The organism is Asticcacaulis biprosthecium C19, assembly GCF_000204015.1.
Classification (GTDB): Bacteria; Pseudomonadota; Alphaproteobacteria; order Caulobacterales; family Caulobacteraceae; genus Asticcacaulis; species Asticcacaulis biprosthecius.
Window position 1 is genome coordinate 1,104,457 of the sequence record NZ_GL883077.1, and the last position, 20,736, is coordinate 1,125,192.

Consider the following 20,736-nt stretch of genomic DNA (forward strand, 5'->3'; position numbering starts at 1 on the left):
GTCAGTTCGCCGTTATGGCTGGAGATGTACTGAGATGATCCCCGTCAAAGGTTTTGAAGGCAAGCGTGTCGCCATTTTCGGCCTGGGCCGGTCTGGCCTGTCGGCGGCGCGGGCGCTGAAAGCCGGCGGCGCCGAGCCGGTACTGTGGGACGACAAGGTCGCTTCGACGGCGGCCGCCATGAAGGAAGGCTTCACGGTCGAGGACCTGAAAAAGGCCGACTGGGCGGAGTTCGACGCCCTGATGCTGTCACCGGGCGTTCCTTTGACTCATCCGGAGCCGCACTGGACCGTCAAGGCTGCCAAGGCTGCCGGCGTTCAGGTACTGGGTGATATCGAGCTGTTCGCCCGCACCCTGGCGCGGTTTCCGGCGCGCAACCGTCCCAAGACAGTGGCCATTACCGGCACCAACGGCAAGTCGACCACGACGGCGCTTATTGGCCATATCCTGAAGTCGGCGGGCAAGAACGTCCATGTCGGCGGCAATATCGGCATCGGCGTCCTGGACCTGGATGAGATGCAGCCCGGCGCCGTCTATGTCATCGAGACCTCGTCCTACCAACTGGATCTGTCGCTGACCTTCAAGCCCGATGTGTCGATCCTGATGAACCTCTCGCCGGATCACCTGGACCGGCACGGTGGCATGGACGGCTACATCGCCGCCAAGAAGCGCATCTTCATGAACCAGGAGAAGGGCCAAACCGCCGTCATCGGCGCCGATGACGACTACACGGCCGACCTTATTTCGCAGATGCGCGTCAGCCATCCGGTCAAGCTGGTCGCCATCTCGTCGCGCCGCGTCGTCGGCGACGGGGTCTATGCGCTGAACGGCGAACTCTACGACGCTAGCGGTGAGCGGGCGCGGCATATCATCGACTTGAAGACGGTGCGAACCCTGACCGGCCGCCACAACTGGCAGAACGGGGCGGCGGCCTTTGCGGCGTGCAAGGCGCTGGGGCTGACCAACGAACAGATCGCTGTCGGCATGCGCTCCTTCCCGGGCCTGGCTCACCGCATGCAGGAGATCGGCCGCATCGGCAAGGTGCGCTTCATCAACGATTCCAAGGCGACCAATGCCGATGCCGCGCGTCAGGCGATGTCGAGCTTCGACAAATTCTTCTGGATCGCCGGCGGCAAGGCCAAGGCCGGCGGCATCGATGAACTGCGCGACCTGTACCCGCGCATCAAGCACGCCTTCCTGATCGGCGAGGCGGCGGAACTGTTCGAAAAGACCATAGGCAAGGCAGCACCCTGCACCCAGTCGCGGCTGCTATTCACCGCCACTGCCCAAGCCTATGCTGAGGCGGAAAAGTCCGGCAAGGAAGAGATCGTGCTGTTCTCTCCGGCCTGCGCCAGCTTCGACCAGTTCACGGATTTCGAGGCCCGCGGTGATGCTTTCCGTGATGCGGTCAATGAGATCGCCAAGTCGGTGGCGGTTGCTGGCGTACAGGATATTGGGGCTTAAGTCGTCTTCGCGCCTTCGCGTCTTCGCGTGAAACCTTCGAACTCAGATAGGGACGTCTCACACGAAGACGCGAAGGCGCGAAGATTTTATGAGGGACTCTCAGGTTAAGTCCGACTTTAGGCAGAATACCCCGCTTGGCAGGGACGTCCGGATGGCGGGTTGCATTTCCGTTACCGAGGCGCCGCCTGGTTAATCCGATATTAACCGTGATGGGTTGAATCCTGACCCTTGGCTGTTTGCGTATTCAGGTTGCGTTATGACCCAGGCCTATGCCCACCCTTTTACCCGGACAGACCGATCGCCGATCGCCATGTGGTGGTGGACCTTGGACCGCGTCACCCTGGCGCTCGTCCTGATCCTGCTGATGCTGGGCTTCTTCTTCTCGTTTTCGTCGAGCCCTGTCGCAGCTCCGCATACCGATCCGTATGACGCCTTCTATTACACCAAGCGCCACTTCGTCTTTGCCATCCTGACGGCCGCCGGCATGATCATGGTGTCGATGCTGTCGCTGAAAGGCGTCAAGCGGGTCAGCGTGCTGGTCTATGCCGGGGCTATCTGCATCATGGCACTATTGCCGGTGATCGGCCACGAAGCCAAGGGCGGGACGCGCTGGCTGAACCTGGGGCCTGTCGCGTTGCAGCCGTCGGAATTTCTCAAACCGGCGCTGATCGTGCTGATCGCCTGGATGTTCTCCGAAGGTCAGAAGGGCAAGGGGGTGCCTGGTGTCACCGTCGCCTTCTTCCTCTATTCCGTCGCTATCGGCCTGCTGCTGATCCAGCCTGATGTCGGCCAATCGGTCCTGATCACCTGCGTCTTCGGCGCCTGCTTCTTCATCTCGGGCGTACCGTTTCGCTGGATTATCGGCATGGGGGCGACCGCTGCCACCGGCCTGGTCGGGCTGTTCTTCATCCAGCCGCACTTTCGCAATCGCCTGCTCGGCTTCTTCAACCCTGACGCCGACAGCGGCTATCAGGTCAATAGCGCCAAGGCGGCCATCGCCAATGGCGGCCTGTGGGGCGAGGGGCTGAACGAAGGCGTCATGAAGAAGCGCATTCCCGACCTGCATACCGACTTCATCTATTCGGTGGTGGGCGAAGAATACGGCCTGTGGCTAACCCTGATCCTGATCGGCATTTTCGGATTTTTGATCGTACGCGGCCTGCTAAAATCCATGGCCATGCAGGACCCGTTCCGCCAGATCGCGACCTCGGGCCTGTACATCATGCTGGGGACCCAGGTGCTCATCAATGTCAGCGTGAATCTGGGCCTGATCCCGCCCAAGGGCATGACTCTGCCGTTTATCTCGTACGGAGGCTCGTCGATGCTGGCCATGGGATTGACCCTGGGCTTCATCCTGGCCCTGACTCGCAAACGTCAGGAAGAGGTGCCGCAGGACGATCCGACCAAGTGGTGACTCCGCCGAGTTGGCGGCGTAAGATGACGCCGTTATCCATGGGAGGGTACCATGACAGCCTTCAATGCCGTTCGCTTCAAAGTCAAACTCGGTCGCGAGGACGACTTCCTCGAAGCCCATCGCGCGGCAGTCGCCGACTGGCCGGGTTTGCGCCACGCCAATATGATCAAGACCGGTGAGGGCACCTACTGTATCATTGCCGAGTGGGAGAGCCTGGAGGCCATGGCCGTTGCCAGGCCGCAGATGATCGCCACGCTCGATTCCTTCCGCGACACCCTGGAAACCCTGGACAATGGCGGGGTTACCGACCCGGTGTCGGGCACGGTCGTTCTGGCGCTGAAATAGCCGCGGGAGGAATTGCGGCGCAGCGCGATTCCCGGCTACAAGGTACAACCCTTTTCGGTGAGACATACCTTGGCCAAAGCCCCCAAACCGCGCCGCAAGGCTTCGTCCTTTTCCGAAACGCCGCTGGCCGTGGTGGCCGCCGGCGGTACCGGCGGGCATATGTTCCCGGCCGAAGCCCTGGCGCGCGAACTGATCGCGCGCGGCTGGCAGGTGGTGCTGGCCTCGGACGCCCGCGGCGCCGCCTATGCCGACAAGTTCCCGGCGATCGAGCGCCTGTCGTTGGAAGCCGCCACCTTCAAGGCCGGTGACCCCATCGGTATGGCGCGCGCTGCCATCAAGATCGCGCTGGGCACCATGCAGGCGCGCAAGGCCTTTGCCCGGCTGAAACCCTGGGCGGTCATCGGGTTTGGCGGCTATCCGTCCTATCCGGCTCTGCTGGCAGCGCTGGGGCGCAAGGATGTCACCCTGATCCATGAACAGAATTCAGTCTTGGGCCGTTCCAACCGGCAACTGGTCAAGAAGGTTGACGCCGTCGCCTGTGCCTTCCCGGTGTTGCGCATGGCGCCGTCAGAGTTGGAAGGCAAGGTCCAGGTCGTCGGCAACCCCGTCCGTCCGGACATCCAGGCCCTGTACGACGAGCCCTATCCAGCCGTCGAGAAGACCATTCGCATCCTAGTCACCGGCGGCTCTCAGGGGGCCAAGATTCTGTCCGAACGGGTACCCCAGGCCCTGGCGTCACTGCCGATATCGATCCGCATCAATCTTCAGCTCGAACAGCAGGCGCGCGCCGAGCAGGCCGAGGCCGCGGTGAAGATTTATCAGGATGCCGAGATTCACGCCGAAGTCTCGCCGTTCTTTTCCAACATGGCCGAACGGCTGGAGCGGGCCCATATCGTCATCGGCCGGTCCGGGGCCTCGACCGTTTGCGAACTCGCGGTGGCCGGCAAACCCGCGATTCTGATCCCGCTGAAGATAGCCGCTGACGATCACCAGACCCACAATGCCGAGGTCCTGAAAGAGGCCAAGGCCGCCGTTGTCATCCCCGAGGATGAGGCTACAGTTGAACGCCTGGCCGAGGAGATTCGGACGATGATCGAAGGCGCGGCCTTGCTGCCGATGCGCGCCAAGGCTGCCAAATCCGTGGCGCGGCCGGATGCCGCCAAGCTGCTGGCGGATCTGGTTGAGCGGACCGTGGCGAAGGTCAAGCAAGGCGCAACATAGGCCTCGTGCCGAACAAAGCGGCAATCTAATTTTGGGCATGAGGCAATAGCTAAAAGCCGGTACTGTCCCCCTGTACGGATATCCGGTCACAAATGTCCTTGTTTCGGAATCCGTAGGCGATCATCACACTTGTCGCGTTAGTCGCATCCGAAGTGATCAGCAACGCGAGGGCTGCGACGTCATCGGGGCCATCGTTCAGCTTCCACTTCACCGTCACTTTCCGCTCTCTTCGGAATATAGATACCGCAAAACTGCTGTCTCCATTCGACAAGGTATCCGGCGGCACTTCATCTTCCGAGATGGGGGGACCGTATTTTGCGATCAATGCCGTCCTGAGCCGTTGGTAGGAGGATATGACGGTCGTTCCGTATCCGTCATTCGGATAAAGCCTTCCGAATCCGACAAGGCTGCATACACCGGTTTCCGGTGTAAGGCCGACGACATACCGCGAGAATTCCGCGTTGGGTTGTGGCACGGTGATCGAATAGTTTTTTACCGGGCCGGAGCCATTGAACAGCTTAGCGTCCCTCAGTTGGCTGAGCGGTGTCCCCATCTCGACGCCGAAAGCGCCGGCCATGGCTGAGCCTGCCATCAACCAAGCCGCAGCGGCCGCCATAAAAATTGTCCTGTATGTCATTGCCGCGTCTTTCGTTTGGCGCAAATCGTGAACACTAGGCAGCGCCGATGTCAAATGCAATCTCGAGTGCATATGGCCATTCAGGTCTGTCATGAAAGTTGGACAAGATGATCCTATAAACCCCTATCTCGGTCGTCGGGTAGGTATTCATCCAGGCATTGACTGAAGTTTGTCATCTCATAGTTCAGGATGACGTACGTGTCCCGGCCATTTGACGATCCGGCTATCAACGCAATGCTTTCGATCCTTGATGTCGGGTCGACGCTATCCCAACCGCTCGACAAATTACGCTGGTACTTGCGCAGCGAGGCGGCAAACTGATCACGCCCGGTGAGCGTGGCGCTATCATTAAGACCCTCAAGGGTATCCGTGGGCGGGCCGTACTTACCACTCAGGGCGGTCTTCAACATCGTGAAAATCGCACTGACCTTGGCGCCGTCCAAATCATTCAACTGCTTATGCCCAAAAGCGGTGATGACGCAGACTCCGGCTTTTTTCGTCAGTTCGACATGATATTCGGAAAAGTGTTCATTCGGTACTGGCGGAATGACACCATAGGTTTGAACGGGACCATCGCCGAGTATCGGTTCCAGCGGCGAAAGCGTGAGATCTTCGAGCCTGGTCCCCATGGCGATTCCGAACGGCCCGTCGGCGGCCCAAGACGGAACCGCGATCATCAACCCCAGTACGGTCGCCAGCCACGTCCTCTGTAACATGTTCGTCCACCTTTGTACTTGTGGACAAATCAAGAACATGGCGATGAAGCTTTGTCAACCTCATCCTCGGGTTGAATGTCACTTACGGCTTGCAAGTTTAGCCGCTCTTGGGAGTAGTGATGCCGGTATCGGGTCGGGAACAGGTGGAAAAGGCATGACACGTGACGGTCTGACACGCGGATTTATGCAAAGGGTGGCCTCGTCATTCTGGCCGTCGCCGGCAAGCCCTCGATCCTGATCCCTCTGAAGATCGCCGCCGATGATCGTAAGAACCACAATGCCGAGGTGCGAAGGAAGCCAAGGCCGCGGTTGTCCTCCCCGAAGATGAAGCCACGGTCGAACGCCTAACTAAAGAAATCCGCACGATGATCGAAGGCGCGGCCTTTCTGCCCATGTGGTCCAAGGCTGCAAAGTCGATCGCCCTGCCTGAAGCCGCCAAACTGCTGGCCGACCTGATCGAGCGGAGGGTGGCCAAGGTCAGGCAGGGTGTGAAGTAATGGCTCAGCCCGCGTGCTACCCGGGCATGCATCCTTCCGAGTTCTTGAAATGATAAGAGATGAAAAGCGTCGTCGATGTTGCGTCGTCGGCGTCGGCGGACAGCATGATTCGACTGAGATCGCCCGGTGAGTCCGGTTCGAAACGCCAGAATACCGCGATCTTTTTCTCATCCCTGTAAAGTTGACCGGCAAAATCCTTGGAACCGGGCCGGTGGTCTTTCAGATCGGAGGTCAAAGGGGTGCCTTTGCCGTACTTTTTCGCAAGACCTGTGGCAATTGTGTAGGCGGAGGAGACCACCTTCTGCCCATCGGCTTCGTCCTGATTGGCATCACTGAAGGCTATCACACCGCAGGCGCCCGCCGTATCGTCGACAAGGACAAAGTAATATTGGAATTCCGGATTGATAATCGGAGGTTCCACGCGATAGGTCGTCCTCTTTCCCTCTCTTTCCCACGTCTTGATAACCTTCAGGTCCTTCGCCTTGTCGCCCATGTCGATGCCGAAGGCGCCGGCCATGGCCGTGGTTGAAAACGACCCGGCGATCAGCAGAGCAGTGTTAATTGTCCGGAACATATTTGTCCGCCTACCCGTGGGTGTCATTTTCAAAGCCCGGCTCCCTCGGCTTCGGCCTCTAGGTCGGCACAGGCGTCGTCGTTGGTAAAGGCATACGCAATCATCAGCGCTGTGGTCGACGAATCCGGCGCTGTCGCCATAAGATGGATAGCTCTCACATCGTCGGCTTTCCCGCCGTTTGGAATCCATCCCGAAGTCAGGTTGCTTTCGTCGGTATGGAGTGACGTCGCGAAATTGCGCGTAGCGGGCCTTTGGTTCTGTTGCGCCGGCTGGCCGTATTTTCGGACGAGATCGGCTTTGACTCGACTGTAAACGGCCTTGATCTGCGCACCACTTTGGTCGTTCGGGTAGTTTCGGCTGACGGCGTAGATCCGGCAGACTCCCGTCCGGGGCGACAGGTCCACCGTGTAAATGCCGAAATCCGGATTCGGCGCAGGAACCCGTATATCGTAGGATTTGACCGGGCTAAGGTCGTCGAAAACCCCGACGACCTTCAGGTCAACAAGCGGTGTCCCCATTTCGATACCGAACGCACCGGCCGTGGCCGTGTTTGAAACGGACCCGACGATCAGGAGGGCAGAGGCAAACGTCCTGAACACATATTTCTCCGGGTGGGGGATGTCACTTTCTAAGCCTGCTCCAACGGACGGGCGCGCTGTCGTCACAACCCGGAGGCATCCGATCCGCTGGCTTTCCCGCCTTTGCACTGGTTGTAATTTTTGAAGTCGTACACCAGATTGACATGTGTATCGCGCCCGTCCGGCGAGGTGGCATACAGCCAGATTTGCGCATATTGGGAGGCAGCGTCGGAGAATGTCCAGGTGCTCGAAAGCTCGCGCTGATCCTTTTCGAGAGATGCGGCGAACTGATTTCGAGCGGTGAGGCTGGCATAGGATTCCAAACCTTCCTCGATCTCCGAAGGCGAGCCATATTTCTTGGTAAGGGCTGACTTTAATGCAAAGTACACGGTGCTGACTTTGGCGCCATCAAGATCGTTCACCTGCTTGTTCCCAAATCCGACCACCTGGCAGGCGCCGGTCTGTTGCGTCAGCTTGACAATATAATCCTCAAATTGGGCGTTGGGTGTCGGCACGGCGACGGCATAGGCATCCAAGCCGTCGACTCTTGTGATAGGTTCTTCGAAGCGAAGCTCCAGATCTTTCAGCTTCGTTCCCATGCCTATACCGAACGCGCCGTCTCCGGCCGGGACCGGCGCCGCTTGATTATTGTGACCGACGACCGTCTTGCCGGCCTCGCACTGATCGTTATTTTCAAACTCATAGCTAAGAAACACCTTTGTGTTGCGGCTATCGGGGGAACTCGCGAACAGAAAGATTTCCTTTACCTGGGCTGCCTGGCCGGTGAGCTCCCACTTCGCCGAGAGGGTACGTTCATGGCTGTATAGCGATTCAGCAAATTGCTGGCGTTGGGTCAGCCGGGAGGAAGACTCAAGTTCATCGACAACCGAGGCGGCCGGCCCATAAGTCTGAGTCACTCCCGACTTTACATTCTCGAACATAGCTCGGACCTTTTTTCCGTCCGGGTCATCAGCCAGTATCTGGCCGATGGCCGTTAGCTCGCACACGCCGTCCTTTGGAGTGAGATCAACGAGATAGCCTTCAAATAAATAATAAGGTTTGGGCGGTATCACGGCGTAAACTTGTACCGTCCCTGAGGACGAAATCGGAGCATCATGTTCGAGCTTCAGTGTCTGCAATCGGCTACCCATGCCGATGCCAAAAGGACCGTCCGCCGCCCACGACGCCGTTGCCACAAACGTGGCCAAAAATACCGCCAAACCTGCTTTCTGCAACATCTTCATCCACCCTGCCTTCTGTGGACAAAGCAAGAACACGAAGGGTGCGTCTTGTCAACTACATCTTCGGGTTGAATGTTACTTACGGCTTGCAAGTTTAGCCGCTCTGGGGAGTAGTGATGCTGGCATCGAGTCGGGAACAGGTGGAAAAGGCATGACAAGTGACGGTCTGACACGCGGATTTATGCAAAGGGTCGGTTTCGTCGTCCTGGCGGTGGCGGCGACCCTGCTGGCCTACAACCTCATGAATCTATGGATCCTCATCTTCGGTGCCATCGTGATCGCCGTCGTATTGCGCGGCATTGCCGAGCCTCTGATGAAGGTCTGCAAGCTTAATGCGCCCCTGGCCGTGCTGGCCGCGGTGCTGCTGGTCGTAGGTGTTGTCGCGACGACCTTCTACCTGTTCGGCCGCGACATCGTCGCCCAGGTCCAGATCCTGTCGAAGCAATTGCCCGTCGCCTGGGCGGAGTTGCAGACCCGTCTTGAGGCGGCCGGTCTGAGCGACGAGGTTCAGGCCCAGATCGATGCGGCGGGCCAGCAGGCCGGCGGCGTCGCCTCCAAGATTCCGCAACTGGCCGGCGGGCTGCTGTCGGGTGTGGCCAATTTTCTGGTCGCCCTGATCGCCGGCATCCTGTTGGCTATCCATCCGGGCCAGTACCGCGACGGCATCGTCTTCCTCTTCCCAGACAGCTATAAGGCGCGTGTCAAGGACTCGCTCAATGTCGCTGGCAAGGCGCTGCAGCTGTGGTTCCTGGGCCAGTTCGTTTCGATGATCGTGGTCGGGGTGATGACCGGTGTCGGACTGTGGGTCATGGGCGTGCCCTCGGCCCTGGCCCTGGGCATGATGTCCGGTCTGGCCCAGTTCGTCCCCATCGTCGGTCCGGTGATTTCGGCCGGCCCTGGCCTGCTGTTGGCCGGTGCAGCCGGGCTGGACAAGTTCCTCTATGCCTTGGTCCTGTATGTCGGCGTGTCGCAACTTGAAGCCAACCTGATCACCCCGGCGGTGCAGAACCGGATATCGTCGGTGCCCATGGTCCTGACGCTGTTCGCTGTCGTCGGTTTCGCCGGGCTTTTGGGTCCGGTTGGCGTCTTGTACGCGATGCCGCTGACGGTCGTGCTTTATACGCTGGTGATGCGCTTCTACAAAGGCGAAGACGTCAGCAAGAAAGGCGACAAGCCGGAAGCCGCGGCCGAAACGCCGACGAAAAAGCCACGCCGGCGCGCCGCTATCTGAGGTTCACGCACAATTATCTTTCCCTTCGCGTCAAGTTTTGTTAGGCTCGCCTTAACAAAGAAAAACTGACTAAAGGGAAACGCCGTGCTCGGATTGATGATGGATGGGCCTCTGCTCATTTCCGCTGTTCTCGACTATGCCGCCAAATACCATGCCTCCAAGGAAATCGTTTCCCGCAACGAGGATTCGAGCCTGCACCGGTACACCTATGCCGACGCCGGGCGGCGGGCGGCGAAGCTGGCGCATGCCCTGACCAAGCTGGGCCTGCAGCCCGGCGACCGTATCGCTACCCTGGCCTGGAACAATTACCGCCATTTCGAGCTCTATTACGGAGCACCAGGCGCCGGCTTCGTTTGCCATACAGTGAATCCGCGCCTGTTCCGCGAGCAGATCGAGTTCATCATCAACGATGCGAAGGATCAGTATATCTTCACCGATCCTTGTTTTGCACCGCTGGTCGAGGCGATGGTGATCAACCTGCCCTCGGTCAAGGGCGTGGTGGTGATGGGCAGCCGTGAGCAGATGCCGGGCAATATCCTGCACCGTGCCCTGTGTTACGAAGACCTGATCGCCAACGAACCCGATCATTTCGACTGGCCGCAGTTCGACGAACGGACGGCGGCGGGGCTTTGCTATACCTCGGGCACAACCGGCCACCCCAAGGGCGTCCTCTACTCGCACCGTTCGACCGTGCTGCATGCCATGGGTCTCAACCAGCCCGGCCTGTTTGGCTTCACGCCGGACGAAACCGTCATGCCGGTCGTGCCGATGTTCCACGTCAATGCTTGGGGCGTGCCCTATTCCGCCGCCCTCGCCGGGGCCCGCCTGGTCATGCCGGGACCGCGGCTGGATGGTCCGGGTCTGCTGGAAATTATTCGTGCTGAGGGTGTGACAGTCTCGGCCGGGGTGCCGACCATCTGGATGAACCTGCTCAATCACTGCGATCAGGTCGGCCAGTCGGTAGCGCCCTTGCGCCGCGTGGTCATCGGTGGCGCCGCCTGTCCGCAGATCCTGATCGAACGTTTTGCGGCACATAAGGCCCTGGCCGTTCACGCCTGGGGCATGACGGAGACCTCGCCTCTGGGTTCGGTCAGCGTGCTGTCGTCAAACCACGAGGATTTGAGCAGCGATGACAAGATGAAGCTGCTGCTGAAGCAGGGGCGGGCCCCCTTCGGCATCGAGATGCGCATCACGGGACCTGACGGCAAGGCTTTGCCGTGGGATGGCGTGGCGCGTGGCGAGTTGGAGGTCCGCGGGCCGTGGATCGTTTCGGGCTACTACAACAATGCTGAAACGGACCAGTTCACGACGGACGGCTGGTTCCGTACCGGGGATATCGCGACCATCGACGGCGAAGGGTTTATGAACATTGTCGACCGATCGAAGGACGTCATCAAGACCGGTGGCGAGTGGATCAGTTCGATCGAGCTTGAGAATCTGGCCATGCAGCACCCCAGTGTCCGCGAAGCGGCGGTGATTGCGCGTATGGACTCCAAATGGAGCGAACGGCCGCGCTTTATCCTGGCCTTACATCCGGGCAAGACGATCACAGGGGCGGAGTTGCGTAAGGTAATCGAGCCGCATGTGGCGCGGTGGTGGATCCCGGAGGACTATATTGTGGTCGACGAGATTCCGCATACGGCGACGGGCAAGATCCTGAAGACGAAACTGCGCGAACTGTACGGAATGGAACACCATCCGCAGGCGCAGAAGCTTTAGGCTTATACCAACCCCCAAAAAGACTGACCCATCCGACCAGATGAGGTGCGGTTGGTATTGCATTTTTTTGCTCAAGCGCCGCCGCACGGGCGGCCCCTATGGGTCCTCGCATAAGCTCGGGCGGCCAAGAAGCGTTCTTTGGCGCCCTTGCCAACCCACGATGAGTCAAAATCATCGTGGGTTGGTATTACTTCCCCATCCGACGCCGCGACGGCAATTTGTGCTCGGACTCGAGGTAATGCACCACGTCCTGCTCGGGCATGGGCCGGGCGAAATAATAGCCCTGGACGTAGATGCAGCCCAACGCCTGCAAGACCTCGAGCTGTGCCGCCGTCTCGACCCCTTCCAACACGCAGGCCAGGCCCATGTCGGCGCAAAGGGCACTCAGCGACTTGATGATCTTGTGCGACACCGGGTTGGTGGTGACGTCTGCCACGAAACTGCGGTCGACCTTGATCTTGTCCAGCGCCAGGCGATGGACATGGCTGAGCGACGAATAGCCGGTGCCGAAATCGTCCAGGGATATCCCCAAGCCCAGGGCCCGGAAGGCGATGACTGCCGCACGCGCCTGCTGGAAGTCGTAGGAGATCGAGGTCTCGGTGATTTCGAAATCGATCCGCTTGGGCGAGACCCCGCTGCGGTTGATCAGGGCGATGATCTGGATAACGCTCTCGGCCTGAGAAATGTCGTGGGCCGACAGGTTGAACGAGATGCGCACCGTTTCCGGCCACTGCGCGGCCGCGCGCAGGGCCTTGCCCAGCAGCGCCAAAGTCAGGTCGCGAACCTGACCGGTGCGCTCGGCCACCGGGATGAAGTCGCCCGGACTGACGGCGCCGAGCGACGGACTGTTCCACCGCGCTAAAGCTTCAAAGGTCGAGGCCCGGCCGGTACGGGTATCGACAATCGGCTGGTAGACCAGCGACATCTCGGCTTCGAAATTTGCCGCCTGAAGCGCCTGTTCGATGACGCCGTGGCTGCGGATCTGTTCTTCGTGGCGGTTTGAGAAGACGACCACGTGTCCGCGCTGGTTGCGCTTGGCGTGGTACAGGGCGTAGTCAGCTCGTTCGAATAGCGATTCCGGTGTGTCGGCCGAGTCAGGGTAGCGGGCGACGCCGATCGAAGCACCCAGCGCCGCGTGGCTGCCGCCGATGGCAAAGGGCAGGCGCACCGTCTCGATCAGGGCCGCGCCGAAGGTTTTCAGGCGTTCCTCGCTGGGGTCGTCCCCCATGATGAAGCCGAACTCATCGCCGCCCAGGCGCGCCAGGGTGACACCGTCGCGACCGGCCTTGCTGAGCCGCCGGCCGACCTCGCTCAAGACCTTGTCGCCCGTCATGTGGCCGTAGGTGTCGTTGACCGGCTTGAAGCCGTCGAGGTCTATAATGCCGACGGCGAAGCCAGCGCCGGCCGCGGTGGCCTCGCCATGGCGGCGTTCCAGTTCGGCGAAGAACCAGCGCCGGTTGGGCAGGTCGGTCAGGGCGTCAAGATTGGCGATGCGGAAGTTTTCGTCCGACAGCCGCCGGGTTTCGGCCTGGGATTCCACCAGCCTGGCGAAGTCACGCGAATAGACCAGCAGAATCATGATCATTGCCACCGACACTAGGGCCAGGTTGACGGCGACGGCCTTAAGGCTGCCGTGGCCCTCCAGGAAGAAGAACAGGATGAACGGGCCGTTGGCAAACAGAGTGACCGACAAAGCCGCCGGCCGCAGGTGCATCAGACAGAAGACGCAACCGATCACCGTTAGCGCCATGCAGAACACCACCTGACCGCGGGCATAGGCGTCGCCGTAGGGGTAGAGCAGCAGGCCCCAGATGGTAAAGCCGAAGGTCAGCAGCGCCGCGAGTTGCGATGTCGTGCGCATGTGCTTGATGATGTAGGCGTCGCTGAACGTCTGTTTGCGCGCCTGCCACCACCACAGGCAGCGCACACCGCACAGGGTGCACAGGGCGGTCGGGATGTAGACGGCCAGCCAGGCCGGGGCGAACTGGGTAAAGGTCCAGGCCGCCGCCAGGGAATTGGTCGTCAGGATAAAATAGAGCAGCGGGATCTGTTTGGAAAAGGCGTCGAACTGCGCCCGGACCAATGGCATATTGCCGGTCGGGAAACGGAACAGGTCGAAAAAGGCAGCGAAAAGACACTTCAAACGCGAATCCAGGCAGGTTTACGTCACCGCGGCGCGGTACTCCGGGCGAAGCGTCACCCTATCTGTTCAGCGTGACTATTCGGTTAGTGAACGCCGTTAATTTCGGTCCCGAAGCTGCCGGATTGTCATGCCACAACCGCTTCACGTCGAGGGAGGCCGTTATGCGAAACCTTTTGGTTTTATGGATTTTTGCCGTGATCTTTATGCCGCTGTCAGCACTGGCAGCGGACGCCTATACAGCCGTCACGATCGATCCGGGGAAGGAGCGTCTGAGCTTTCACTGGAAGGACGCCCGGGGCCATCGCATCGCCTCGCTGTCGGGCCTGGCAAGACAGGCAAAAGAACAGGGGCGGACCTTGGTCTTCGCTACCAATGCCGGGATTTTCGCCAAGGATTTTACGCCGCTTGGCCTGTTCGTCGCCGACGGCAAGACCAGAAGGCCATTGAACACCGGTACTGGCGGCGGCAACTTCTTTATGCAGCCTAACGGCGTCTTCTATGTGGACGGCACGGGCGGACATATCGCGCGGACGGCAGGCTTCAAACCGACCCCGGACATTTCGCTCGCGACCCAGTCGGGGCCGATGCTGGTGGAGACGGGTGTCATCAACAGCCAGTTTGCCGTCAAATCAAAGAACAGGCTGGTGCGCAGTGGTGTCGGAATCAACCGTGACGGCAAGATTGTTTTCGTCATCTCGAACGGACCCGTATCGTTCTACGACTTTGCTCGTTACTTCCGCGACGATCTGCGCTGCGACAATGCGCTGTATCTGGATGGCGTCATTTCGCGCATGTACGCCCCGGCGCAAGGCCGCCGCGACACGGACGGCGACTTCGTCGGGATGCTCGCGGTGACCAAGGCTGCGAAGTAACACTGGCCGGCCTCAGACGGCATGGCAAGGGGCTACCACTTCTATGTCATAGTGAAGCAAACCGCGAAATGGCAGAAGGAAATTTCAGGGGTGCGTCCGCACCGGCGGCAAGGCATTGCATACATCGAGAGCGCCGGCGGCCTTTACGAAGAAGGCGCCGCTGCGGTTGGCCCTGGCCTTTAGCCAGGCGTCGAAGGTCGGCGTATCGCTATCGAGGATCTGCCAGTGCGGCTGTTCGGGCGCAGTCAGGTCGGCGGCCATGCGCGCAGAAACGATCTTCATCTGTTCGGGGCCGGTCTTGTAGAAGCCAAGGGCCTCGCTGCCGCGTGGCCGAGCGGTCAGGTATTCCATGCCCGCCACGATACGGCCGACGACTGCCAGGTTGCGATCGAGATGGCGCGGCGCATGGCCCATCACGGTATAAAGCTGGGTGGAGGAGCCGGTGTCTGGCGCGACATCACGCGCCACGCCGATCAGGCCATAGCAGTGGACCAGCCAGGCGCTTTTTCCGTCCGTCGCCACTGGCCATGAAGCCACATGTCCGGCCTTTCTGGCATAAGCGTCTCGCCAGGGCATGGGCTTGAATTTCAGCGTCTTCAGCGGCCAATCATATTCCGCCGGGGGGTGTTCGTCTATGCCGACCGGCTTGGTCGGATCCTCGTCGGGACGCCCCCACTGGACGACGTAATTGTCCTGGACGCGCAGGATGACGGCGCCGTCGAAATAGCCGCTGCGCACCAGCTGGCGGATATTGGCGACGTGGACGGGGGCGAAATCAGGGGCCAGCTGGTAGATGACCTGCCCACCGTCGGCCAGGGTCATGACGACCAGGTCGTCAGCGGCGATGGTGCGCCATGACGCGGGCACGGAACGGTCGAGAATGTCCTGGGGCGAAGGCGGTTCGGCGGGTTTGTCCTGCGCCATGGCCGGTCCGGCCAGAGCCGCCGTCAAGATTATGCTTGCCCAGAACTTCATACTCAACCTCCTGCGATTTCATCTGCAACTTATCATGACCATTTCAGCCGTCCACGGTTATGCCTGATAAATTGCGGAAGCAAAATCTTGAGGGTAAGTCCTGTTCAACTCCTGAACCGGTGCGCCCCTTCCGAAGGCGACACCGCGGATCAGGGTTGCGAGGGGCACGGCGCGACCTTCATAGGTGGCTCCACCGCGAACACATCCGGCATAGCGGCCGTGCTCAGTTATTGCAACGGCGAGCGGCCGGACGGCAGCCTGGCCGAAACCAACCTGCGACTTCAGGCTTGGCAGGATTGGGTCGAGGCTTTCGACTTCACGGGCGGTTCCGGCGGTGGCACCGGCCATAGCTTTCTCTCCGCCGATACCATCCGCTGCAGAAGCACCTTCAGAATGCCGGGCGCTCTCCTGAGTGAGGTCCGCGGGCATATCGCATGGTAACCACTCCGCACAGGAGCGACGGGGCTACTGCCGGAAAAATGCGATGTCAGACATACGTGATTTTCGTCGTGCTCGTTGCAGTTGGCAACATAATCAGGCATGACGTGTATCAGGCAGTTCGGCATAGCTTGTTAGCCTGAGCGCCTTTTAGGGGAAAAATCAAAATGGCGAATTTTGTTGGCGGCGCGAACGCCGAAACTTTCACGGGCGGTGCGGACAATGATACGGCTTCGGGCAACGCTGGAAACGATGTCCTGATCGGCAAAGGGGGCAGTGACGTACTGGACGGCGGCGCGGACAACGATGCGCTCTATACTGACAGTTTGCTGGGGGACAACGGCACTCTCGACCGTGACGCAACGGCCGATACGGTCAACGGCGGTGCCGGTGATGACACCATTTCGGCAGGATTCGGCGACAGCATCGACGGCGGCGACGGCGTCGACTATCTGCATGTCAGCTTCCAGGGAGCAACCTCAGGCATAAGTTTCGATATGATGCTGTCCAGCCAGACCGTGGGCGGTGCCACAATCAAGAACATCGAAAACCTGCTTTCGGTTGAGGGCAGCGAATTCAACGACATGATCAAAGGCGCGGCTATGTACTGGCATGGTGATGCGCCGTACATGCATGGCATGGGTGGAAATGACACTCTGACAGCCGGCTACTATACTTACGAAATGTACGGAGACGATGGCAATGACCTCGTGGACGGTCGCAGTTCCCAGTATCTCAACCGTCTTGACGGAGGCGCTGGTGACGATACCCTTTACAGCTACAGCAATAGCTGGACCAGCGCCCATGCCGGTGATGGGGATGACCTGATCTACGCCCACTCCGACGTCTATGGCGGCGCCGGCAACGATACTCTGATGATGACGTCGGGCACGCACAACGGCCCGGGTTACGGCGGCGACGGAAACGACGAAATCGTCGGCGCGCAGGGCGTGGCATCTGTTCTGCTGGGTGAGGGTGGGGACGATATTCTGCTCGGAAACAGCGCAGAGGACATGCTGACCGGCGGCGCTGGTAACGACTCCCTGACTGGTGGCGACAACATTCCGCACTATTATTATGGCACCGGCAGTGGCGATATTGCCGTCTACAGTGGCGCCGTTACTGATTACCAGGTAACTCGGGACCCGGACACGCAATTTGTCACCGTGGTCGACCTGCGCCCCGATTCTCCCGACGGTACCGATCTGCTGGACTCCAGCATCGAAGCCTTGAAATTTTCCAACGGCACCTATCTCGTCGATGTGGTCCTGGCGGGCGCCAATCTCGGTGTTTTAAACTTTACCGGTACGGATAACCCGGACACCTATGCCGGCAGCGAGGACAGCAACACAGCCGTAGGCAAGGGCGGAAATGACAGCTTCAACGGCAATGGTGGTTCCGATGAGCTGCAAGGCGACAGCGGCAGCGACCTGTTGAACGGCGGTACGGGGAGCGACCGCCTGCATGCTGCGGCGGCTCCGGGCAGCTACCAGACGCCATGGTACAATAATACCTATTCCCCGCCGCAGCTCGATCGCGGCAGCGAGACCGACACCTTGAACGGCGGTGCCGGTGATGATGTCCTGTCTGCGGGCTATGGCGACAGTGTAGATGGCGGCGAAGGTACCGACAGCCTGTTCATCAGCTTCCAGGGCGCCACCAGCGGCGTGACCTTCAACCTGAGCCTGACCAGCCAGGAGGTCGGGGGCGCCACCATTCAGAATATCGAAAGCGCCGTCTGGGTTGAAGGCAGCGAGTTCGGAGACACCGTTACCGATTCCGGCAATCCTTACGGGAGCTTCGGCCTTGTGTTCGGCATGGGCGGTAATGACAGCCTCAAGGCCGGCTACTATACCTCCAGCCTTTATGGCAACGAGGGCGACGATCTCGTCGACGGCCGTGGCTCACAATACCTTCAGCGTGTCGATGGTGGTGCAGGTAATGATACGCTCTACGCTAACGGTCTCACCTCAGGCATTGCTGATGGCGGTGCTGGCGACGACCTGATCTTTGCCTATAGCGGCGCAAACGGGGGCAGCGGCAACGACACGATCCAGAGCTCCGGGGCTCAGGGTGGTGACGGCAATGACGAAATTACGGCCTCGGGGTATTCCTCCGGGATGCTGTATGGCGAAGCCGGCAACGATACCTTGACCGGCAGCAATTCAGGCGATCACCTGGATGGCGGCCTTGGCGATGATCAGCTTGCCGGCGGCGTCGGCGATGACACCTATGTGGTCAATTCCGGCGATGATCAGATTGCGGAAGCTGCCAGCCAGGGCACTGATCAGGTTAACAGTTCCGCCAGTTTCACTCTGGGCGCCAATCTCGAGAATCTGATTCTGGCGGATGGAGCGGCGATCGACGGCACGGGTAACGGCCGCGCCAATGTCATCACCGGCAACGAATCCGCCAACCGTCTCGAGGGCGGTGCCGGCCTCGACACACTGTATGGCGGCGCCGGAAATGATGTCCTGAGCGGTGGAACCGGGGCCGACAGTCTGTCCGGCGGCTCGGGCAATGATACCTATGTCGTCGATGCTTCCGGCGAAGCGATCGTCGAAGCCGTGTTCCAGGGTACCGACACCGTCCAGGCGTCCGTCGGTCACACTTTGGCGATCAACGTCGAAAACCTGGAATTGACCGGTAGCGGCCATATCAACGGTAACGGCAATTCCGCCCAGAATGTGCTGACCGGCAACAGCGGCAACAACATCCTGAACGGCGCGGCTGGCAACGACACCATGGCCGGCGGCGCAGGTGACGATACCTTCGTCGTCGCCAACAGCGGCGACGTCGTGACCGAAGCGGCGGGAGAGGGCGCCGACGTCGTCCAGGCTTCAATCAACTATACCCTAAGCGCGAACGTCGAAATCCTGACGCTGACTGGTACGGCCAATCTGACCGGCACCGGCAACGACCTTGCCAATGGGCTTGTCGGCAACGATGGCGACAATCTGCTGAATGGGGCAGGTGGCAATGACGCCCTGGCCGGCGGGCTAGGAAACGACACCCTCCTGGGCGGCCTGGGCGACGACAGCTATGTTGTTGACGTGGCTGGAGACAGCGTGACCGAACTGGCAGGTGAGGGCACCGATACCGTGGTGGCCGGCCTGTCTCATAACCTTGGTGCCAACTTCGAAAACCTTATGTTTGCGGGAACCGGCAACTTCGTGGGCAACGGCAACGGTCTTGCCAACGCGATCGTCGGCAATACCGGCAACAACTGGCTGGAAGGCGCCGCCGGCAACGACACCCTGACGGGTGGACTTGGCAATGACACCTTCGTGGTCGACGCCGACGATATCGTTGCGGAAAACGCCGGCGAAGGCACCGACTGGGTGCTGGCCTCACGCAGCTATGTCCTGGGCGCAAACCTCGAGAGCCTGGCCCTGTCCGGCAGCGGCAACCTCACCGCCACGGGCAATGCCGTCGCCAACCGCATCGGCGGCAATTCGGGCAACAACCTGATCGACGGGCAGGGCGGCAATGACACCCTGCAGGGCGGCCTTGGCAACGACACCTATGTCATCGACGGGGCGGGTGACATGGTGACTGAAAATGCGTCCGAAGGTACGGACGCGGTGCAGGCGTCGGTCACCTATGGTCTGGGCGCCAACCTGGAAAACCTGGTCCTGACCGGTTCGGCCCATATCAACGGCACCGGCAATGGCGGCAACAATACCGTCACCGGCAATGCCGGTAACAACCTGCTGGACGGCGGCGCCGGAGCGGACCGCCTGGTCGGCGGGTTGGGTGACGACACCTATTACGTTGACAGTATTGGCGACAGCGTTGGCGAGAACCACCTCGAAGGCACCGACACCATCATCTCTTCGGTCAGCTATTCGCTGTTCGGGCGAGCCGTCGAGGTCCTGACCTTGAACGGAACGGACAATCTGAACGGCACCGGTAACTCGCTGAACAACACCCTCACCGGCACCAATGGCAACAACCTGCTGGATGGTGGGGCCGGCATGGACAAGCTGGTCGGCGGCCTGGGCGACGACACCTATTATGTCGACAATGCCCTGGACAATGTCACCGAACTGCATTTCCAAGGCACGGATACAATCATCAGTTCGGTCACCTATTCGCTGTTAGGCCGCGCCGTCGAGATCATCACCCTTACGGGCGCGGGCAACATCAACGCTACCGGAAATTCGCTGGGCAACACGATCACGGGCAATGATGGCAGCAACCGCCTGGATGGCGGTGTTGGTAACGACACCCTGACTGGTAACCTGGGGGCTGATATGTTCGTTTTCCTGACGGGTAGCTGGAAGGACACCATCACCGACTTCAGCGCGGCCGAGAATGACAGCATTAATGTCAATGCCTATACCGCTGGCGTGATCAATACAGCCATGGTCACCCAGATGGGCGCAGACGTTCTGGTTAATCTGGGCGGCGGCAATACCGTCACCGTGCTGAGCGCTAGCCAGGCGGATGTCCTGGACCATATGGTGTGGTAACATATTGGTGCGTGTTTCGATCCTGTAGAGTAGGATCGGCGCTCTAAGCTTTTCTTTTGACGCGCACCTTGGTCCAGAACGTGCGTCACCCGTTTCGGGAAGCTCTCTGGCCGGCCTGTCTTTCGACGGGCCGGCCAAATCTAACTGTAGTATACTAGGTTTCCCCCGATGCGCATAACGGACAAATGTCTTTGCCTT

Annotated in this window: 17 protein-coding genes; 9 read left to right on the forward strand and 8 right to left on the reverse strand. The window is 60.1% G+C overall.

Annotated elements, in window-relative coordinates; all coding sequences use genetic code 11:
• Nucleotides 1-34 precede the first annotated feature (34 nt).
• The 4 genes from murD (at nucleotide 35) to murG (ending at nucleotide 4,442) form a co-directional block, all read left to right on the forward strand.
• Complete coding sequence (gene murD, locus ABI_RS05470) at nucleotides 35-1,462, forward strand: UDP-N-acetylmuramoyl-L-alanine--D-glutamate ligase (protein ID WP_006271859.1); 1,428 nt, start codon at nucleotides 35-37, stop codon at nucleotides 1,460-1,462.
• Nucleotides 1,463-1,718: 256 nt separating this feature from the next.
• Entirely contained in the window at nucleotides 1,719-2,876 is a 1,158-nt protein-coding gene (locus ABI_RS05475) for an FtsW/RodA/SpoVE family cell cycle protein (protein ID WP_006271860.1), read from the forward strand.
• 51 nt (nucleotides 2,877-2,927) lie between these two features.
• Nucleotides 2,928-3,221 carry an antibiotic biosynthesis monooxygenase family protein gene (locus ABI_RS05480; RefSeq protein ID WP_006271861.1) on the forward strand — a complete coding sequence of 98 codons (294 nt, stop codon included), beginning with the start codon at nucleotides 2,928-2,930 and terminating at the stop codon, nucleotides 3,219-3,221.
• Between the two features lie 69 nt (nucleotides 3,222-3,290).
• Nucleotides 3,291-4,442, forward strand: a complete 1,152-nt coding sequence (gene murG / locus ABI_RS05485; protein WP_006271862.1) for an undecaprenyldiphospho-muramoylpentapeptide beta-N-acetylglucosaminyltransferase — start codon at nucleotides 3,291-3,293, stop codon at nucleotides 4,440-4,442.
• A gap of 49 nt (nucleotides 4,443-4,491) precedes the next feature.
• On the opposite strand, the gene ABI_RS05490 is transcribed toward murG, so the two are convergent.
• Both ABI_RS05490 and ABI_RS05495 read right to left on the reverse strand, forming a co-directional pair.
• Nucleotides 4,492-5,058: a hypothetical protein gene (locus tag ABI_RS05490; RefSeq protein ID WP_006271863.1), complete on the reverse strand. Its 567-nt coding sequence runs from the start codon at nucleotides 5,056-5,058 to the stop codon at nucleotides 4,492-4,494.
• A 134-nt stretch (nucleotides 5,059-5,192) separates the two neighbouring features.
• Nucleotides 5,193-5,795 carry a hypothetical protein gene (locus tag ABI_RS05495; protein ID WP_006271864.1) on the reverse strand — a complete coding sequence of 201 codons (603 nt, stop codon included), beginning with the start codon at nucleotides 5,793-5,795 and terminating at the stop codon, nucleotides 5,193-5,195.
• A gap of 365 nt (nucleotides 5,796-6,160) precedes the next feature.
• Between ABI_RS05495 and ABI_RS26420 the strand changes: the two genes are divergently transcribed.
• On the forward strand, nucleotides 6,161-6,292 hold the full coding sequence (locus ABI_RS26420; protein ID WP_006271865.1) for a hypothetical protein: 132 nt from the start codon (nucleotides 6,161-6,163) through the stop codon (nucleotides 6,290-6,292).
• A gap of 16 nt (nucleotides 6,293-6,308) precedes the next feature.
• On the opposite strand, the gene ABI_RS05500 is transcribed toward ABI_RS26420, so the two are convergent.
• From ABI_RS05500 to ABI_RS05510, 3 genes are read right to left on the reverse strand one after another with little or no spacing between them, the layout of a single operon-like run.
• On the reverse strand, nucleotides 6,309-6,866 hold the full coding sequence (locus ABI_RS05500; protein WP_006271866.1) for a hypothetical protein: 558 nt from the start codon (nucleotides 6,864-6,866) through the stop codon (nucleotides 6,309-6,311).
• A 29-nt stretch (nucleotides 6,867-6,895) separates the two neighbouring features.
• Complete coding sequence (locus tag ABI_RS05505; protein ID WP_169313707.1) at nucleotides 6,896-7,531, reverse strand: hypothetical protein; 636 nt, start codon at nucleotides 7,529-7,531, stop codon at nucleotides 6,896-6,898.
• On the reverse strand, nucleotides 7,528-8,688 hold the full coding sequence (locus ABI_RS05510) for a hypothetical protein (RefSeq protein ID WP_040308616.1): 1,161 nt from the start codon (nucleotides 8,686-8,688) through the stop codon (nucleotides 7,528-7,530). The genes ABI_RS05505 and ABI_RS05510 overlap by 4 nt, the downstream gene beginning before the upstream one ends.
• Nucleotides 8,689-8,836: 148 nt before the next feature.
• Here ABI_RS05510 and ABI_RS05515 point away from each other — a divergent pair, with 148 nt between their 5' ends.
• On the forward strand, nucleotides 8,837-9,916 hold the full coding sequence (locus tag ABI_RS05515; RefSeq protein WP_006271869.1) for an AI-2E family transporter: 1,080 nt from the start codon (nucleotides 8,837-8,839) through the stop codon (nucleotides 9,914-9,916).
• 84 nt (nucleotides 9,917-10,000) lie between these two features.
• Nucleotides 10,001-11,635 carry a long-chain fatty acid--CoA ligase gene (locus tag ABI_RS05520; protein ID WP_157138709.1) on the forward strand — a complete coding sequence of 545 codons (1,635 nt, stop codon included), beginning with the start codon at nucleotides 10,001-10,003 and terminating at the stop codon, nucleotides 11,633-11,635.
• A gap of 187 nt (nucleotides 11,636-11,822) precedes the next feature.
• On the opposite strand, the gene ABI_RS05525 is transcribed toward ABI_RS05520, so the two are convergent.
• Nucleotides 11,823-13,778, reverse strand: coding sequence for a putative bifunctional diguanylate cyclase/phosphodiesterase (locus ABI_RS05525; RefSeq protein ID WP_006271871.1), 1,956 nt, complete (start codon nucleotides 13,776-13,778; stop codon nucleotides 11,823-11,825).
• A gap of 86 nt (nucleotides 13,779-13,864) precedes the next feature.
• Here ABI_RS05525 and ABI_RS05530 point away from each other — a divergent pair, with 86 nt between their 5' ends.
• The gene (locus ABI_RS05530) at nucleotides 13,865-14,650 is read left to right on the forward strand and encodes a phosphodiester glycosidase family protein (RefSeq protein ID WP_157138710.1); all 786 of its coding nucleotides are present in this window, start codon (nucleotides 13,865-13,867) and stop codon (nucleotides 14,648-14,650) included.
• Between the two features lie 84 nt (nucleotides 14,651-14,734).
• On the opposite strand, the gene ABI_RS05535 is transcribed toward ABI_RS05530, so the two are convergent.
• Nucleotides 14,735-15,625, reverse strand: a complete 891-nt coding sequence (locus ABI_RS05535; RefSeq protein ID WP_006271873.1) for a peptidylprolyl isomerase — start codon at nucleotides 15,623-15,625, stop codon at nucleotides 14,735-14,737.
• A 57-nt stretch (nucleotides 15,626-15,682) separates the two neighbouring features.
• Nucleotides 15,683-15,973, reverse strand: coding sequence for a hypothetical protein (locus tag ABI_RS24900; RefSeq protein ID WP_006271874.1), 291 nt, complete (start codon nucleotides 15,971-15,973; stop codon nucleotides 15,683-15,685).
• A gap of 257 nt (nucleotides 15,974-16,230) precedes the next feature.
• Between ABI_RS24900 and ABI_RS23425 the strand changes: the two genes are divergently transcribed.
• The gene (locus ABI_RS23425) at nucleotides 16,231-20,538 is read left to right on the forward strand and encodes a beta strand repeat-containing protein (protein ID WP_006271875.1); all 4,308 of its coding nucleotides are present in this window, start codon (nucleotides 16,231-16,233) and stop codon (nucleotides 20,536-20,538) included.
• The last annotated feature ends 198 nt before the right edge of the window (nucleotides 20,539-20,736 follow it).

Bases quoted from the DNA above. Each gene is read 5' to 3' on its own strand.
- ABI_RS05490 (WP_006271863.1), bottom strand. From the start codon at position 5,058: ATGGCGGCCGCTGCGGCTTGGTTGATGGCAGGCTCAGCCATGGCCGGC.
- murD (WP_006271859.1), top strand. From the start codon at position 35: ATGATCCCCGTCAAAGGTTTTGAAGGCAAGCGTGTCGCCATTTTCGGC.
- ABI_RS05515 (WP_006271869.1), top strand. From the start codon at position 8,837: ATGACAAGTGACGGTCTGACACGCGGATTTATGCAAAGGGTCGGTTTC.
- ABI_RS24900 (WP_006271874.1), bottom strand. From the start codon at position 15,973: ATGGCCGGTGCCACCGCCGGAACCGCCCGTGAAGTCGAAAGCCTCGAC.
- ABI_RS23425 (WP_006271875.1), top strand. From the start codon at position 16,231: ATGGCGAATTTTGTTGGCGGCGCGAACGCCGAAACTTTCACGGGCGGT.
- ABI_RS05480 (WP_006271861.1), top strand. From the start codon at position 2,928: ATGACAGCCTTCAATGCCGTTCGCTTCAAAGTCAAACTCGGTCGCGAG.
- ABI_RS05495 (WP_006271864.1), bottom strand. From the start codon at position 5,795: ATGTTACAGAGGACGTGGCTGGCGACCGTACTGGGGTTGATGATCGCG.
- ABI_RS26420 (WP_006271865.1), top strand. From the start codon at position 6,161: ATGATCGAAGGCGCGGCCTTTCTGCCCATGTGGTCCAAGGCTGCAAAG.
- ABI_RS05510 (WP_040308616.1), bottom strand. From the start codon at position 8,688: ATGAAGATGTTGCAGAAAGCAGGTTTGGCGGTATTTTTGGCCACGTTT.
- ABI_RS05500 (WP_006271866.1), bottom strand. From the start codon at position 6,866: ATGTTCCGGACAATTAACACTGCTCTGCTGATCGCCGGGTCGTTTTCA.
- ABI_RS05535 (WP_006271873.1), bottom strand. From the start codon at position 15,625: ATGAAGTTCTGGGCAAGCATAATCTTGACGGCGGCTCTGGCCGGACCG.
- ABI_RS05475 (WP_006271860.1), top strand. From the start codon at position 1,719: ATGACCCAGGCCTATGCCCACCCTTTTACCCGGACAGACCGATCGCCG.